The organism is Ruminococcus sp. RTP21484sp1_RTP21281st1_A8_RTP21281_210402 (assembly GCF_040914025.1).
Lineage (GTDB): Bacteria > Bacillota > Clostridia > Lachnospirales > Lachnospiraceae > Blautia_A > Blautia_A faecis.
Genome location: NZ_JBCPGE010000040.1, coordinates 1 through 17398, shown reverse-complemented (window position 1 = coordinate 17398; position 17398 = coordinate 1). Strand labels below are relative to the sequence as shown.

General features: G+C 43.1%; 11 protein-coding genes and 2 pseudogenes. 9 read left to right on the top strand and 4 right to left on the bottom strand.

Translation table 11 applies throughout. The annotated features are described in order from the left end of the window. Positions 1-21: 21 nt before the first annotated feature. Complete coding sequence (locus tag AB5170_RS16770) at positions 22-2457, bottom strand: glycosyl transferase (protein ID WP_226814789.1); 2436 nt, start codon at positions 2455-2457, stop codon at positions 22-24. 569 nt (positions 2458-3026) lie between these two features. On the opposite strand from AB5170_RS16770, the gene AB5170_RS16765 reads away from it, so the two are divergent. The 6 genes from AB5170_RS16765 to AB5170_RS16740 all read left to right on the top strand — a co-directional run bounded on the left by AB5170_RS16765 (position 3027) and on the right by AB5170_RS16740 (position 10374). Further along, positions 3027-4055: a LacI family DNA-binding transcriptional regulator gene (locus AB5170_RS16765; protein ID WP_118580086.1), complete on the top strand. Its 1029-nt coding sequence runs from the start codon at positions 3027-3029 to the stop codon at positions 4053-4055. A gap of 43 nt (positions 4056-4098) precedes the next feature. Next, positions 4099-5451: a hypothetical protein gene (locus tag AB5170_RS16760; protein WP_148462812.1), complete on the top strand. Its 1353-nt coding sequence runs from the start codon at positions 4099-4101 to the stop codon at positions 5449-5451. Positions 5452-5684: 233 nt separating this feature from the next. Further along, positions 5685-6665, top strand: a complete 981-nt coding sequence (locus AB5170_RS16755) for a carbohydrate ABC transporter permease (protein WP_118580131.1) — start codon at positions 5685-5687, stop codon at positions 6663-6665. Beyond that, the gene (locus tag AB5170_RS16750; protein WP_226814790.1) at positions 6662-7534 is read left to right on the top strand and encodes a carbohydrate ABC transporter permease; all 873 of its coding nucleotides are present in this window, start codon (positions 6662-6664) and stop codon (positions 7532-7534) included. The genes AB5170_RS16755 and AB5170_RS16750 overlap by 4 nt, the downstream gene beginning before the upstream one ends. A 314-nt stretch (positions 7535-7848) precedes the next feature. Then, positions 7849-8517, top strand: coding sequence for a TRIC cation channel family protein (locus AB5170_RS16745; RefSeq protein ID WP_330589305.1), 669 nt, complete (start codon positions 7849-7851; stop codon positions 8515-8517). A gap of 24 nt (positions 8518-8541) precedes the next feature. Then, positions 8542-10374: an ABC-F family ATP-binding cassette domain-containing protein gene (locus tag AB5170_RS16740; RefSeq protein ID WP_173772384.1), complete on the top strand. Its 1833-nt coding sequence runs from the start codon at positions 8542-8544 to the stop codon at positions 10372-10374. Between the two features lie 136 nt (positions 10375-10510). Here the strand turns inward: AB5170_RS16740 and AB5170_RS16735 are convergent, their stop codons facing one another. The 3 genes and pseudogenes from AB5170_RS16735 to AB5170_RS16725 form a co-directional block, all read right to left on the bottom strand. Further along, entirely contained in the window at positions 10511-12238 is a 1728-nt protein-coding gene (locus AB5170_RS16735; RefSeq protein ID WP_173769737.1) for an ammonium transporter, read from the bottom strand. Between the two features lie 329 nt (positions 12239-12567). Then, positions 12568-14667, bottom strand: a complete 2100-nt coding sequence (locus tag AB5170_RS16730; protein WP_173772402.1) for a glutamine synthetase III — start codon at positions 14665-14667, stop codon at positions 12568-12570. Between the two features lie 254 nt (positions 14668-14921). Then, positions 14922-15065 (bottom strand): annotated as a pseudogene (locus AB5170_RS16725) (DUF6783 domain-containing protein). Here AB5170_RS16725 and AB5170_RS16720 point away from each other — a divergent pair. The 3 genes and pseudogenes from AB5170_RS16720 to AB5170_RS16710 all read left to right on the top strand — a co-directional run. Then, positions 15015-15140: pseudogene (locus AB5170_RS16720) on the top strand (DUF6783 domain-containing protein); the annotation flags it as partial. The pseudogenes AB5170_RS16725 and AB5170_RS16720 overlap by 51 nt on opposite strands. A gap of 96 nt (positions 15141-15236) precedes the next feature. Next, a complete protein-coding gene (gene purF, locus AB5170_RS16715; protein WP_173715499.1) occupies positions 15237-16661 on the top strand; it encodes an amidophosphoribosyltransferase in 1425 nt (474 codons plus the stop codon). Positions 16662-16923: 262 nt separating this feature from the next. Further along, positions 16924-17151, top strand: coding sequence for an HPr family phosphocarrier protein (locus AB5170_RS16710; protein ID WP_118580104.1), 228 nt, complete (start codon positions 16924-16926; stop codon positions 17149-17151). Positions 17152-17398: the final 247 nt, after the last annotated feature.

Here is a 17398-nt window from a genome sequence, read left to right as displayed (position 1 = left end):
TAAAATTCGTAATATTTATTTTTATTCCATATGCACCGTTACATGATACTCTGTCTTTCCGTCCTCAACAGGTACCACATTTCCATTCACATGCTTGCCATCAACCTCCAGGTAAGCTACACCCTTTTCCACGTTATTCGGATTCTTAACGTCGAAGTAATAGGTGGCACCGCGGAAGCGGCGGGTGAGGGTGAAGTCACCGAAGCCCTCCGGAATACACGGATCAATGGAAAGGCCGTCATAGGATGGCTGCACACCCAGGATTGCCTGGGAGAGGTTCACGAAAGTCCATGCGGCTGTTCCGGTAAGCCAGCTGTTCTTTGCCTCACCGTGGCGGGCTGCGTCACGTCCTGCGATCATCTGGGAATAAACATAAGGTTCTGTACGATGGATTTCGCTAATGTTTTCAATATAAGACGGGCAGGTCTTTTTATAAATTTCAAAAGCACGGTTTCCTCTTCCGATAACAGTTTCGGCAATGGAAATCCATGGATTGTTATGGCAGAAGATTCCGGCATTTTCTTTGTATCCTGGCGGGTAGGAAGAAATTTCACCAAGGTTCAGGTAATATCTGGTGTAAGCCGGCTGGTGAAGCATAATACCATATTTGGTATCCAGGCGCTCTTTTACAGAATCAAGAGCTTTTTTTGCCAGACCTTCTTTCACGCCAATGCCAGCAATGATACAGAAGCCCTGCGGTTCAATGAAAATCTGTCCCTCTTCGCATTCGTGGGAACCAACCTTCTGAGAGGTGGCGTCATAAGCACGAAGGAACCATTCTCCATCCCAGCCAGCGTCAAGGACTGCCTGGTACATTTCTTCAACAGCTTTCTGCGCGATAGCAGCGTCCTCCTCTTTTCCAACACGTCTGCAGATCTCTGCAAACTCATTTCCATATTTTACATACATACCTGCAATAAATACAGATTCTGCAACTGGTCCCTCAGATGGTCCTGTGGTCTGGAAGGATTCACCAGGCTCATTGGAAAAGCAGTTCAGGTTCAGACAGTCGTTCCAGTCAGCACGTCCGATGAGAGGAAGCTTGTGTGGTCCAAGATGGGTGCGGCTGTATTTGAAGGAACGGCGGAGATGCTCAAAAAGGGGAGCTGCTTTTTCCATATGGCAGTCAAAAGCAACCATTTCATCCAGAATGGAATAATCTCCAGTTTCCTTTAAGTAAGCGGCCACAGCGGCAATCAGCCACAGCGGATCATCGTTAAATCCGCTTCCGATATCCAGGTTGCCCTGCTTGGTAAGCGGCTGGTACTGATGATAAGCACTTCCATCTTCGAACTGGGTTGCAGCAATGTCAAGGATTCGTTCTCTTGCACGCTCCGGGATCAGATGTACAAATCCAAGAAGATCCTGGCAGGAATCACGGAAGCCCATTCCACGGCCGGTTCCGGATTCATAGTAAGAAGCGGAACGGGACATGTTGAAGGTTACCATACACTGGTACTGGTTCCAGATATTTGCCATACGGTTTACGTGAGGATCCTTACTCTCTACATGATAGCGGGAGAGAAGATCATCCCAGTAAGTATTCAGGATGGCGAAAGCTTCATTTACCTGTTCGGAAGTTTCGAATTTCTCCATGATCTTCTTGGCCGGCTCTTTTTTGATCACGTTTAAAGCTTCCCATTTGTCGTCTTTTGGGTTTTCACAATAGCCGAGAAGGAAAACATATTCTTTTTCTTCACCAGGTGCCAGAGAAACATTGATCTGCTGGCTGGCAATGGGATACCATCCGCTGGCAACAGAATTGTGGCTCTTGCCTTCCTCTACAACGATTGGAGCATTGTTGCCGCGGCCAAGTCCTAAGAACTCATCACGGCTGGTGTCAAAACCGTCTACAGGAGTATTTACAGTGAAAAAGCTGTAGTGATTGCGTCGTTCGCGGTATTCGGTCTTATGGTAAATGGTGCTGCCGATGATCTCAACTTCACCGGTGCTTAAGTTTCGCTGGTAGTTGGTCATGTCGTCCACAGCATTCCAGAGGCAGAATTCTACATATGAAAATAACGAAATCTCTTTCACTTTATCTGAATTGTTTCGCAGAGTCAGTTTGTTGATCTCGCAGGCTGTGTCAACAGGGACGAATGCAAGAAGATCAGCTGCCAGGCCGTTTTTCTCACCGTGGAAACGGCTGTAGCCAAGTCCATGGCGGCACTCATAAACATCAAGAGGAGTGCGGGTTGGCATTGCACCTGGATTCCATACGGTATCCCCATCTTTGATATAGTAGTATTTTCCGTTGGAATCTACCGGGATGTTATTGTAGCGGTAACGAGTGATACGGAGCAGCTTTGCATCTTTATAGAAGCTGTAGCCGCCGCAGGTGTTGGAAATCAGTGTGAAGAAATCCTGGGAGCCAAGGTAGTTGATCCATGGCAACGGGGTATCTGGTGTTGTAATGACATATTCTTTATTGGCGTCATCAAAATGTCCGAAATTCATAGTGGATCTCCTTTGATAAATTTTATTCTTGCTGAATTCTTTCTAATTGGTTGATTGCTATTCGTGATTTACATCAGGGTGCATTAATTTATTTTTCGAAGCTGCACAGTGATCTACGCTTATATAGTAATAATGTTTTGCAAATGCAATGAGTAGTTTCGAAAAAATCAATTGGATTGAATTGCGAGATAATTAACATACGAAAACGAATAAGTAAAGGCAATTAGAAATAAAAGTAAAGAATAATGGTATATATTTGCTCTTAGTATAATAGAAAGACTGATTAAAAGCAACATAAAAATTACTGTAATAATGAAATCTATTATATATTACAAATCAGAGATTTAAAACACGAAACTTTTCGCGAAAACATTTCGGAAATGGCTCTTATTCACAATTAAATTGTTAAAAACACAAATATCTAAATTGTGCAATAGGTAGAATGATGTGAAAACGCACAAAAAATGCAGGAAACCACTTGATTTTTTGTGCACTAGGGGGTACTATAAGCTCACGAAAACGATTTAGAGATGACAGGAAAGAAAAACAGGAAAGAATGAGGCAGGCATATGGTTTCCATGAAAGAAATCGCAAAACAATGTAATGTCTCAGTCGCCACTGTCAGTAAAGCATTAAATGGTTACTCCGATATCGGAGAAGAAACAAAAAACTACATATTAAGAACGGCTTCAGAGATGGGATATCTTCCCAACTCATCGGCAAGAGCTTTGAAGACGAAGCGAACCTTTAATCTGGGAGTTTTATTTGTGGACGAGGCCCGAAGCGGTCTCACACATGATTACTTCAACAGAGTACTGGAAAGCTTCAAAAGCACCGCAGAGGCGAAAGGCTATGACATTACTTTTACAAGCGGAAATGTTTCCGGTAAAAGGATGACCTACCTGGAGCACTGCAGATACCGGGGCGTGGACGGAGTGGTAATGGCCTGTGTGGATTTCACCGCAGAAGAGGTTCAGGAGCTTCTCCTTTCAGACATTCCGGTGGTGACCATCGATCATATCTGTGATGGAAGGATATCGGTAGTATCCAACAACATCCAGGGAATGGAAGAACTTGTTACCTATATATATAAGAAGGGACACCGCAAGATCGCTTACATTCATGGAGATGACACATCGGTTACCAAGAATCGTCTTGGAAGCTTTTACCGGACCTTGCAAAGACTGGGGATTGAAGAACCGGATGAATATGTAAAACCGTCTTTTTACAGAGATGCTGATCTGGCAGGTGAGAGAACCGGTGAACTTTTGGATTTGAAAGATCCGCCAACCTGTATTCTCTATCCTGACGATTATGCAGCGATGGGAGGGATAAACGAGATACGGGAAAGAGGACTTCGGATACCGGAAGACATTTCAGTAGCCGGGTACGATGGAATTAATATCGCCCAGGTTCTTGAACCCAAGCTGACAACCCTTTGCCAGGACACAGCGGCAATCGGAAGGATAGCGGCAGAAAGGCTGATTGAGCTGATTGAGCACCCGAAGACAACAGTTATTGAGAAATACACAGTGGATGGAACCCTTTTTAAAGGAGCTTCCGTGAAAACTTTGTATCCATCAAAAAATTTCAAGTAGTTATTAAAAAAAATTAAAAGATATAATTAAAGGAGGAAGTAACATGAAGAAAAAAATGGTGAGCGTATTATTAACAGCTTCTATGCTGGCAGGAATGACATTATGTGCAGTCCCGGTTATGGCAGAAGATGCAGAAACACCGGAAAACGAAGTTACCGGTGACGCTTCCGCAGATGATTCCTTTGTAGTATGGGGATGGAACGATGATATCAAGAAGATCCTTGATGGACCATTCAAAGAGGCTTATCCAGATGATTACGAAAGAATCGTTTTCGTAAACACAGGTGGATCTGATTATTATCAGAGCAAACTGGATCCTGTACTTGATGATCCTTCAAATGAGTTATATCCTGATATGATGGGCCTGGAAGTTGACTATGTTCAGAAATATGTAAACAGCGACTGGGTACAGAATGTAGCAGATCTTGGAATCACAGCTGATGACTATGCAAACAGCTATCAGTACAATCTGGATCTTGGATCCGATGTTGATGGAAACGTAAGAGCTCTGTTCTGGCAGGCAACTCCTGGATGCTACGCAGTTCGTGCAGATCTGGCTGAGAAATATCTTGGAACAACAGATCCTGCAGCATTAGCTGAGAAATTCAAAGATCTGGATACCATCGTTGCTACAGCTAAAGAGGTTAACGATGCTTCCGGCGGAAAATGCAAACTGTTCTCCGGCTATGATGAGATCAAACGTAGCCTGACCGGTTCCAGAACTCAGGGCTTCTATGATGAGAACGATAAGATTACAATTGATGACAACATCAAGACATATATGGAAACAGCTAAGACTCTTTATGATGAAGACCTTACCTTCAATACCGATCAGTGGAGCGCTGACTGGAGTGCAAACATGAGTGGTGATGGCGTTGATTCTAACGCAGCACTTGCTTATATGGGATGCCCATGGTTCGTATACTGGAGCTTAAGTGATGCTTGGAAAGGCAACACAATCCTTGTTCCTACCCAGACAAAATGCTATTGGGGCGGCACAGGACTTGCAGCTACAACAGATTGTGCAGATACCGAGCTTGCAGCTAAGATCATGAAATTCTTCACATGTGATGAAGATGGAATGGTTGCAATCAACGCTCTGAACTCTGACTATGTAAATAATACAGCAGCTGTCAGCAAGATCATTGAGGCTGGTACATCCGCAGATGGTAACGGATATCTGTATCCAGACGCTGGACAGAACTTCATGGAGTTCTTCCTTCCATTAGCAGACGGACTTGATGCTTCTATGGTAACAGCAGAAGATCAGCAGATCCTTTCCCTTATGGATACTCAGACCAAGGCTTATGCTACAGGCGAAAAAGACCTTGATACTGCACTTGCAGATCTGACCGCATCTATCCATGATACATTCTCTTACCTGAGCGCAGAATAATGTGGTTTAAGAGTTTGCAGAGTCAATCATAAGTAAGTAGTGAGTGTGCTGCTTCTTCCCAAAAGAAGGAGCAGCACATTCTTATATAAGCGAGCAGCTGCTTTTGCTATAAAAAAGCAGAATGACTGCCAGTGGCAGAGGAGGATGGCGCAGAAGCCCAAAGGGGCAGGTACTCCCGCCAGTGTCAGGCATTCTGCCTGGGAAAAGCAGGCAACTTCAGACAGGAGGCTGTTATGAATAAGAAAAAGAAAAAAATGATCGATTATGGAAGGTATGGCTACTTCTTTATTGCACCGTTTTTTATCACTTATCTGGTGTTCCAGCTGTGGCCACTGATCAATACTTTCTATTATAGTACCTTATCCTACTACAAACGTAACGGGCGTGAATTCATGGAGTTTGCAGGACTTCAGAATTTTGTAAATATCCTTGGTATGGCTGCAGGAGAGAGAGGTTATGTACTCAGCTATCTGAAAAATACCCTTGTAATGTGGGGCTGCAACTTTGTTCCTCAGATTCTGGTTTCCCTTCTTCTGGCTGTATGGCTGACGGATGAGAAGGTTAAGGTAAAAGGAACCGGTGCGATGAAGGTTATCGTTTATCTTCCAAGTGTTATCACTGCAGCTTCTGTTTCTGTATTGTTTAAATCTTTGTTTTCCCAGTACGGACCAATCACCCAGACTTTGAAGGACTGGGGCGTTCTTGGCAAGAACTTCGATTTTATGTCCAGCGTAGCAGGAAGCCGTGGGCTGATCTCCACAATTCTGTGGTGGATGTGGTTTGGTAATACGACCTTGCTTCTGATTTCAGGCGTTCTTGGCATTGACCCGGGACTTTTCGAGGCTGCTGATATTGATGGTGCAACAGGCTGGAAAAAATTCCGCTACATCACTTTACCGCTTTTGAAACCAATTATGTTGTACACATTGGTTACCTCCGCAATCGGTGGTCTTCAGATGTATGATATCCCGGCATTGTTTAACGTTCCGGAAACCGGACTTGTTGGTCTGCCAGATGATAAGACTACCACAATGGCCATGTATATTATGCGTTTGTACAACAGCGATGTTGGAAAGGCAGCAGCCGTTTCCGTAGTACTGTTTATTATCACGTTGGTTGTCAGTCTGATCCTGTTCGCAACTATGAGCGACAGCGAAGACAGACGTATGAAAAAAGAGCAGAAACAGCGTAGAAAGGCAGGTGGAAGATCATGAGTAAAGCCGCAACAGCAGACAGCTACAGCAAGAATATGCTGCATCAGAAAGTCTTCCGTACCATTATTTGTATTTTATTCTGTATCATTGCACTTTTGCCATTTGTTCTTCTGGTTATGAACGCAACAAGAGATTCTGAGTCTATCAAGGCTGGTGTTTCCCTGATTCCGTCCACACACCTGATCGAGAACTGGAAAAACCTGATGATCAAGCAGAACGGTATGCAGATTACTTTGCAGAAAGCGATCATTAACTCTGCAACCATTACGATTCCTGGAACTTTCCTGTCAGTTTATTTTTCATCTCTGACAGCTTATGGTATCCATGTATATGATTTCAAATTCAAAAAATTTGCATGGGCATTTATTATGGCAGTTATGATGGTACCAAGTCAGATTTCCATCATCGGTTTCTACCGTTTCATGCTGGATCTGAAGCTGATCGATACATACGTTCCGTTGATCATTCCTACCATTGCAGCTCCAACTGTTGTTTTCTTTATGAAACAGTATATGGAAAGTACACTTTCTCTGGAGATGATCGAGGCAGCTAGAATCGACGGTTCAAAAGAGTGGAATACCTTTAACAAAATTATCCTTCCAATTATGAAACCGGCAGTTGCCACACAGGCAATCTTCCAGTTCATCGCACAGTGGAACAACCTGTTTACACCTACCATTTTGCTGACAACAGATTCCAAGAAAACACTTCCTATGTTTGTACAGCTGCTGAGTTCTAACCAGTTCCGTACTGACTATGGTGTAGTTTATGTAGGACTGTTTGTTACTATTATCCCTCTGGTTGTTGTATACTTGGTACTTTCCAAGTACATCGTCGCAGGTGTTGCACTTGGCGGTGTTAAGGGTTGATGGCGTGTATGAAAATATATTAGATTAAGAAAAATATTAAAGAAAAATATTAAAGAAAAATATTAAAGAAAAATATTAAAGAAAAATAAGTGTATGGCCGGAGGAGAAGTCTTCCGGTCATATTTTTGAGCTGTTTCAAAAAAATAATTTGGATATGCTGAAATTAATTGGATTTTTCGGAGTTTTCAGGTGGCAAACAGGGAATTATATGTTATACTGATTGGGTGTCATTTATGGGAACAAGCGGGAAAGGAGAACCCTCTTGTGATAAACACAAGAAGTAGTTTTTACTGCGCAAACTTTATGAGAATGGCATGGATAAAAGTGGGCGAGGTTATTGTTTTATGGGTTATCAGGAAACAATCACATTTATTTTGGAGATGATTGGAACTATTGCATTTGCGGCGTCAGGTGCACTGGTGGGATCGGAGCAGAAGATGGATATTTTCGGAGTTTCGGTTCTTGGGGTGATCACTGCAGTTGGCGGTGGTATGATTCGTGATGTGACGCTGGGAATTACTCCTCCGGGAGTTTTTCAGAAGCCAGTATATGCGGCTGTAGCAGTGCTCACTTCAGTGCTGGTGTTTTTTCTCCTTTATTTTAAAAGGGAGATGCTGAAAGGAAATGTTACTTATGATAAAGTAATGCTGGTGATGGACTCTGTAGGACTTGGGATATTTACTGTGGTTGGCGTAAATACTGGAATCCGTCAGGGGTTTGCAGACAACACTTTCCTGCTGGTATTTGTGGGAACCATCACCGGTGTTGGCGGAGGATTGCTCCGTGATATGATGGCAGAAGTGCCGCCTTATATTTTTGTAAAGCATATTTATGCATGTGCATCCATTGTGGGAGCTATTGTTTGTGTGTATACGTACCGCTGGTTTGGAGTGGTGTTCTCCTTGATCTTTGGATCTGCAGCGGTGATCCTGATGCGGTATCTGGCTGCACATTACAGGTGGAACCTGCCGAAATTAAAATAAAAGGTAGCTATTAGAGGAGTACTTATGATTAAAGCAGAGAATTTATCCTATTCTTTTCCACATAAAGAGTTATATAATAAAATTTCATTTACCCTGGAGGATGATGTGCATTGTGCCTTTATCGGGACCAATGGAACCGGTAAGAGTACACTGGTGAACATGATCCTTCATCCGGATAAATATTTATACGATGGGAAGCTGATCGTGGATGTACCTGGAAGGATTGGGTATGTCAGTCAGTTTTACACCGTTGAGGAAGAAAAAGAGATTACGGTATTTGATTATATCAGTGAAGAATTTGTAAGGCTTCAGAATAAGATCAACCAGATCTGCGAGGATATGGCAGCGACAGATCATCTGGAGGAGCTGATGGAGGAATATCAGCAGACTTTAGATGAATTTAATGCCATTGACGGTGACTTTTACGAAAGTAATATCCGCAAGCAGCTGAAAACAGCGGGTCTGGCTGGGTATGAAGACCAGCTTCTTACAAATTTAAGCGGCGGAGAGTTCAAGCTGGTGCAGGCTATCCGGGAGATGATGATCAGCCCGAAATTTATTATTATGGATGAGCCAGATGTGTTCCTGGATTTTCAGCACTTAAATGCACTTCGGAATCTGATCAATTCCCATAAGGGAACATTGCTTGTGATCACCCACAACCGCTATCTTCTGAATCATTGCTTCAACAAGATCCTCCATCTGGAGAATACGGAGATGCAGGAATTTGATGGCAATTATGTGGATTATAATTTTGCACTTCTTCAGATGAAAATTGAGCAGCAGGAGCTGGCTGCGGCAGATATGGAGGAAATCGAGCGTAATCGCAAGATTGTAGAGCGTCTTCGAAACAGCGCTACTGCCATTGACAGTGCAACAAGGGGAAGAAGCCTTCATGCGCGAGTTTCCCTTTTGGAACGTCTGGAAGCGAGAAAGACAAAGTCTCCATTTGTGGATATTAAGCAGCCGGAGATCGTATTTCATGCAGATGAGGTTTTGAATGCGGAAGTTTCTGATGAAAATGCGGAAGAATGTTTGGAAAGTGAAGGAAAGTCCGGGCAGGGAGATACGAATGCGGAAAATGAAGCTGAGAAGATAGTGTTAAGTGTAGAAGACTATAATGTGACCTTTGACCGTAAGATTATGGAACATGTTTCCTTTGTTCTTCATGCAGGGGATAAGGTTGCAATTGTGGGACCAAACGGTACTGGAAAGACGACCCTTCTTCGTGATATTATCAAAGGAGAAAACCCGGCAATCCGTCTTGGCGAAAATGTTAAGATGGCATATCTTTCCCAGATGCATGGGGAGGTATTTGATGAGAAGGCCACTGTTCTTAAGAATTTTGAGGATGCAGGCTTTGATACCGATGATCAGGTGATAGCTTACCTGAAAACCTATGGTTTTGAGAAAGAGCTGATCTACAGTCCTGTGTGTGAGCTGTCTGGTGGAGAAAAGAATCTTCTCCAGCTTGCGAAGATTTCCAGAACAGGTGCAGGTCTGCTGCTACTGGATGAGCCAACCAGTCATCTGGACACATATTCCCAACTGGCACTGGAGCAGGCGGTAGAGAAATACAATGGGACAGTTCTCATGGTTTCCCATGATTTTTATACCGTAGCCAACTGCATGGATTATGTGCTTCTCACAGAGGATAAGGGCCTTCGCAAGGTAAGTATGCGAAAATTCCGAAAGATGATTTACGCCGATCACTTTGATAAGGATTACCTGGAATATGAGCAGAAGAAAAAAGAACTGGAGAATCGAATAGCTTTCGCACTTCAGGCTGGCAAGTATGAGGATGCGAAAAAAATTTCACAAGAACTGGAAAAACTTTTGCGGAAATATAATGGATAACAAAATATTTGTATAGGAAGCAGCAGTGACGGACATATGTGCCGGAAACGTATAAGAAAAACAGCCCCCGGAAAAATTCCAGGAGCTGTTTTTAAATAAGGGAAACAAAAATATAGTAAGATGTCAAAATAATTTATTACTCTTCGTGAGTATCCTGCAATGCCAGGTAACCTTCCTCGCCGGTTCTGATCTTGACAACGTTTTCGATGTCGTATACGAAAACTTTTCCATCACCGATCTGACCGGTATGAAGAACTTTCTTGGCGGTTTCGATAACCTTCTGAACAGGAACAAGGCTGACAACAATTTCAATCTTGACTTTCGGAAGCAGGTTCATATCCATCTCAACGCCACGATAGTAAGCAGGAGCCCCTTTCTGGACACCACAGCCAAGAACGTTTGTAATGGTGATTCCGGTTACGCCGATTTCATTCATAGCCTGCATAAACTCTTCCAGCTTGTTCTGACGGGTAATGATAACAACCTTTGTAAGCTTATGAACGCCGTCTGTCGGGATTTCCGGAATGAATTCAGCTGGAGCAGAAGGTCTGGGAGCAGCGGTAAATTCTCTGGAAGTTCCCATAGGAGTGGGAACAGAAGCAACAGCATCGCGAATAGCAAATCCGTCATAAGCACTTGCAAGACCATGTTCTTTTATATCAAGACCCTGAATCTCCTCTTCAGCAGATACTCGAAGACCCATAGTATGTTTGATAACCTGGAAAATAATTGTCATTGTAACTGCAACCCATGCAATTGTGATAAGCATTCCGGCAAGCTGTACACCAAATCCGTGGAAACCGCCGCCAACAAGAAGACCTTTCCAGTCTGTACCAGCTCCATCGGAGAAAAGACCAACGGCGAGAGTACCAAATGCACCGTTTAAGCCATGGACACCAACAGCACCAACCGGATCATCCACTTTTAATACTTTATCAATAAATTCAATACCAAATACTACGACAAAACCAGCTGCAATACCGATAATAGCAGCAGATGCAGGAGATACAGTATCACATCCTGCAGTAATTGCAACAAGACCTGCAAGAGATCCGTTCAGTGACATGGATACATCTGGTTTTTTATAGCGGATCCATGTGATCATCATAACCGTTACAGTTGCAACTGCAGCAGCAAGGTTTGTGGTAACGAAGATTTTTCCTGCACTTACAATTGCATCGCCTTCCATGGATACAGTGGAAGCACCGTTGAAACCAAACCAACAGAACCAGAGGATAAATACACCAAGTGCACCGACTGTCAGGTTATGACCTGGAATTGCTTTTGATTTTCCACTTTTGGAATATTTTCCGATACGTGGTCCAAGAATGACGGCACCGATAAAGGCGGCCACACCACCTACCATATGTACTGCACAGGAACCTGCGAAATCATGGAAGCCCATCTGACTGATGAAACCGCCGCCCCAGATCCAGTGACCGGAAATCGGATATACTACAAGGCTGATCATAAGACTGTATACACAATACGATGAGAATTTGGTTCTCTCAGCCATAGCACCGGAAACAATTGTAGCGGAAGTAGCACAGAAGACTGTCTGGAAAATCAGGAATGCCCAGAACGGAACTCCGTCAGGAAGCATTGCACTGCCATAATTTGCTTCTGAAGCGATACCACCGATTCTTCCGAAGAAGCCGTTTCCTGCACCGAACATGATTCCAAAGCCAACCAGCCAGAAAGCCGGAGTACCGATACAGAAATCCATCAGGTTTTTCATAATAATGTTACCTGCATTTTTGGCTCTGGTGAAACCTGTCTCCACCATAGCAAATCCGGCCTGCATAAAGAAGACCAGCGCGGCACCAACAAGTACCCAGATCGTGTTTACTGCTGAATAATCCATAATAATTTCCTCCCTCTTTTCGCACTTTTCGAAATGTTTCGAAAAACACGTTTTTAATATCAAAAAGCGCGAAAGAGAAAACAAATTTGTTTTTTCTTTCGCGCCTTTACGATCCTGGTATATTGTCTGCGTCTGCAGAAATATTCAGTTGTAAAATTAATATGTAAAACAGGGGATATCCGTATCGTGTGATTAATGGATGAGGAAATCGATAATGAATTATGAAGTAGAGTTTCATAATAGATATCCCCTGTATTTACCTGTGTGAGAAACAAATTCCAAAAACAGGAACAGTTTCTTTCATTTAGAATTCTCCTCTGTAAATCTGATCAGATATAGAAGAGAAGTTTTCCATATGTAGGATATGGAAGCAGATCATCCGGAATGAGAGTTTCAGCTGCATCAGCAGATTTTCTCAGTTCTTCCATGTCCTCAAGTACTTCGGCCTGATACAGTTTTGCATTTTCCAGAACATCTTCAGTTGCTCTTGCTTTTGCTGTATCAGATTTCAGCTTCTCAAGACCTTTTGTCATAGCATCCTGAAGTTCAGAAAGCTTAGTGATAAGAGCAGTTTCACTCTCACAGGTGATTCCAGGTACAACAGATGCTTTCAGGCTTGCTGTGCTTGCAATTTCTTCAATATAAGACATAACAGATGGAAGAAGGTCTTTCTGAACCATTTCAACCATTGTATTAGATTCGATGTTGATGGTCTTGGAGTAGTTCTCAAGCCAGATTTCATAACGGGAGTGCAGCTCTTCGCTGGTGAAAATGCTGTGCTTTGTGAACAGGTCGATATTTTTCTGGGCAATCCACATTGGGAGAGCATCCGGGGTAAACTTCAGGTTGTAAAGACCACGTTTTTCAGCCTCTTCAATCCACTCATCTGTATAACCGTTACCGTTGAAGATCACACGTTTGTGTTTCTTAATGGCTCTCTTAATCAGTTCATGAACTGCATGTTCCATATCTTCCGGAGCTACACCATCAAGCTCTTTGGCAAACTGGTCAAGAGCTTCCGCAACAGCTGTATTCAATACAATATTCGGGTTTGCAACAGAAGCAGCAGAACCAAGCATACGGAACTCGAATTTGTTTCCGGTAAATGCAAATGGTGAAGTACGGTTTCTGTCAGTATTGTCTTTTACAAAGTGTGGCAGAACAGTTGCTCCGATATCCATCTGTACAGCGCCGTGAGAAGTAAAGTAAGTATCATTTTCGATAGACTTCAGAACTTCTGTAAGTTCATCACCAAGGAAAATAGATACAACTGCTGGCGGAGCCTCGTTAGCACCAAGTCTGTGATCATTTCCTGCACTTGCAACGGAGATACGAAGAAGATCAGCATATTCATCAACTGCTTTAATAACTGCCATTAAGAATACCAGAAACTGAATGTTTTCGGATGGTGTTTTTCCAGGATCCAGAAGATTTACGCCATCATCTGTGATCATGGACCAGTTGTTGTGCTTACCACTTCCATTGATTCCCTCAAATGGTTTTTCGTGAAGCAGGCAAACCAGATCATGTTTGTCAGCAACCTTTTTCATGATTTCCATTGTCAGCTGGTTGTGGTCAACGGCTACATTTGTGGTATCAAATACAGGAGCCAGCTCATGCTGTGCAGGAGCAACCTCGTTATGTTTTGTTTTTGCAGGAATGCCAAGCTTCCAGAGCTCTACATCAAGATCATGCATGTAAGCTGCAACCTTTGGCTTCAGAGTTCCAAAGTAGTGATCTTCCATTTCCTGTCCCTTAGGAGCTGGAGCACCAAGTAAGGTACGTCCACAGAATACAAGATCTTTTCTTTCTTTATAAAGCTCCTTTGGAACCAGGAAGTATTCCTGCTCAGGTCCTACTGTTGTGGAAACATGTTTAATTCCCTTGTTTCCAAGAACGTGAAGCATGTTTACGGCTGCTTTATTTAAGGTATCCATAGAGCGAAGGAGAGGAGTCTTTTTGTCAAGTGCCTCACCGCTGTAGGAACAGAATGCTGTAGGAATGTAAAGGGTTCCGTCTTTAATGAAGGCCGGTGATGTTGGATCCCATGCTGTGTATCCTCTTGCTTCAAAAGTAGCACGAAGACCGCCGGATGGGAAACTGGAAGCATCCGGTTCACCTTTTACAAGTTCTTTTCCGGAGAAATCCATGATCACCTGTCCATCGCCTGTTGGGGAAATGAAGCTGTCGTGTTTCTCAGCTGTTACATTTGTCATAGGCTGGAACCAGTGTGTATAATGAGTAGCACCATTTTCGATTGCCCATTCTTTCATGGCTACTGCAACGGAGTTTGCAACATCAAGCTCCAGGTGAGTACCATTTTCGATGGTCTTTTTCAGTGCTTTGTACATGTCCTTAGGTAATTTACTGCGCATAATCCTGTCGTTGAAAACAAGACTTCCATAGATTTCGGGAATATTCTGTGTCATAACGGATACGCTCCTTTCACTTTTCATGTCTTTCTTCATCCTTATTTTTGATAAAAGAAAAAGGCGCCTTGGATACATTTCTGTATTCCAAAGCGCCTTTGCTTTATGTTCTGTAGTATACTCAAAAAAAAACAGATGTCAATAGTTTTTTTGAAAAAAATTCCAAAAAGATTTTGCGGTTGACTGAAAAAAGTTCTTGCTCAAATTAGGATAGGCATACTTGACAAATAGGTTTCTTCCATTATAATTTTTGTTCAGAGCCAAGCAAATTTACAGCTAGAGCCTGTTTGAAAAATCATTCCCGCAATCTGCACGCCCCACTTTGCGGTATATTTTGCTCGAATTCAGTTGCCGTAGCCCGCTACGGCGCCTTCATCCGGACAAAATCTCCCACAAATTGTGACGCACATCTTGCAGAAAGCCTTTCTCAAACACGCTCTAGAGCCTGCATAACGATACGTCCCTGGCTGTAAATTTATTTGGCAATACGCCAAATCGACGAAATGGGATGCATTTTGGAGATTGGATTTGATCATTAAAATAAAACTCAGTACCGAGGAGGAAAACAAATGGCAGAGATTAAAGAAGAGTGTGGTGTCTTCGGAATCTATGACCTGGATGGAAATGATGTGACGTCTTCTATTTACTATGGTCTGACTTCTTTGCAGCACCGTGGCCAGGAAGCCTGTGGCCTGGCAGTGTCGGACACGAAGGGACCTATTGGAAATGTAAAGTTTCACAAAGATCTTGGACTGGTAAGCGAGGTGCTTCGCGAGGATACACTCCATAAGATGAGTGGTGATATCGGAATCGGACATGTACGCTATTCCACAACAGGAGCATCCGTTGCAGAGAACGCACAGCCTTTGGTTTTATCTTATGTAAAAGGAAGTCTGGCACTGGCACACAATGGAAACCTTGTTAACACTGGGACACTGAAATGGGAACTGATCCAGAGCGGAGCAGTTTTTCATACCACCACTGACTCAGAAGTGATCGCATTTCATGTAGCCAGAGAGCGGGTACATACCAGCTGTGTAGAGGAGGCAGTTCTGAATACAGCCAGGAAGCTGCAAGGCGCATACGGTCTTGTGATCATGAGTCCCCGTAAGCTGATCGGAGTCCGTGACCCCTATGGCTTAAAGCCTCTCTGTCTTGGAAAAAGGGACAATGCTTACGTACTGGCTTCTGAGAGCTGTGCACTTACTTCTGTAGGTGCCGAGTTTATCCGTGATATCGAACCTGGTGAGATGATTACGATCAGCCGTAAGGGCGTGAAGTCAGACATGACTCTTGCGGATACGGTGAAAACCCGTGCCCACTGTGTTTTTGAATATATCTATTTTGCAAGACTGGACAGTACCATGGACGGTGTAAAGGTTTATGATGCACGTATCCGTGGCGGTAAATCCCTTGCAAAATCTTATCCTGTGGAGGCAGATCTTGTCACCGGTGTTCCGGAATCCGGTCTTCCTGCTGCCAAAGGATTTTCTGAAGAATCTGGTATTCCATTCGGATTTGCATTTTATAAGAACTCTTATATCGGCAGAACTTTTATCAAACCTACTCAGAAGGAGAGAGAATCCAGCGTTCATCTGAAGCTGAGCGTATTGGATGCTGTTGTAAAAGGAAAACGCATTGTGCTTGTGGACGACTCTATTGTCCGTGGAACCACCATAGCAAACCTGATCCGCATGTTGAAAGAAGCAGGCGCTCTTGAAGTACACGTAAGGATCAGTTCTCCGCCATTTTTACATCCATGCTATTTCGGAACCGATGTGCCAAGTAATGACCAGCTGATCGCGGCGCAGCACTCTACAGAAGAGATCTGTAAGATGATTGGGGCAGATTCCCTTGGTTATATGGAGATTGATTATTTGGAGGGCATGGCAGGTGGACTTCCTATTTGTAAGGCATGCTTTGACGGAAAGTATCCGATGGTAATTCCAGATGAGAATAATTTACAAAATGATTTTGAAATTCATAAGATATGAGAGAAATAATTTCGTTTATACAGGTTGTTCCAGAACATTCATAACAATAAAAAAGTGCATAATTACCAAAATACCGATTGCATATTTGTGCAATCGGTATATTTATTTCTGAAATGTTACAAAAAAGTGTATGAGAAAAAACTTGACAAATATGGAGACTTGGTGCATAATTTGCTTCAATCAAAGGAAAGCGTTTTCAAGAGCCTTTGATTTTGATAGAAAAGGAAACTATAATTCCTGTAAAACAGAAAGGGTGATAACGATGTGTCAGAAGCAGATTAAGCTGAATGCGAAGGAAGATGTTCAGGAATTCGTAAGGGCAGCAGGTAAATGTGATTTTGACATAGATGTTTTTTATAACAGAATCATCATTGATGCAAAATCCATTCTGGGAGTTCTGAGCATGGATCTTACAAGGGTTCTTACTGTACAGTGCCATGGCGAGAGCAAGGAATTTAACCGTACATTACAGAAGTTTGCAGTTGCCTGATTAAGCAGTTGTAAACTGGCGCCTTTTAAGGTGTCCATAAAATCGCAAAAAACAGATATTGCCGGGAACGACTTGAAATATGAGACAGCATGGTATCCCGACAGCATCTGTTTTTTTTTATAACTCAAATTGCTATTTAGTGTGTTGAAAGTTGTTCAAGGCGGACGCACTCGGACAATGGTGATTGCTCACTCGCCGGCGCAACGCTCCAGCGAACTAACTGCTAACTGCGACTAAATCGTTCAGG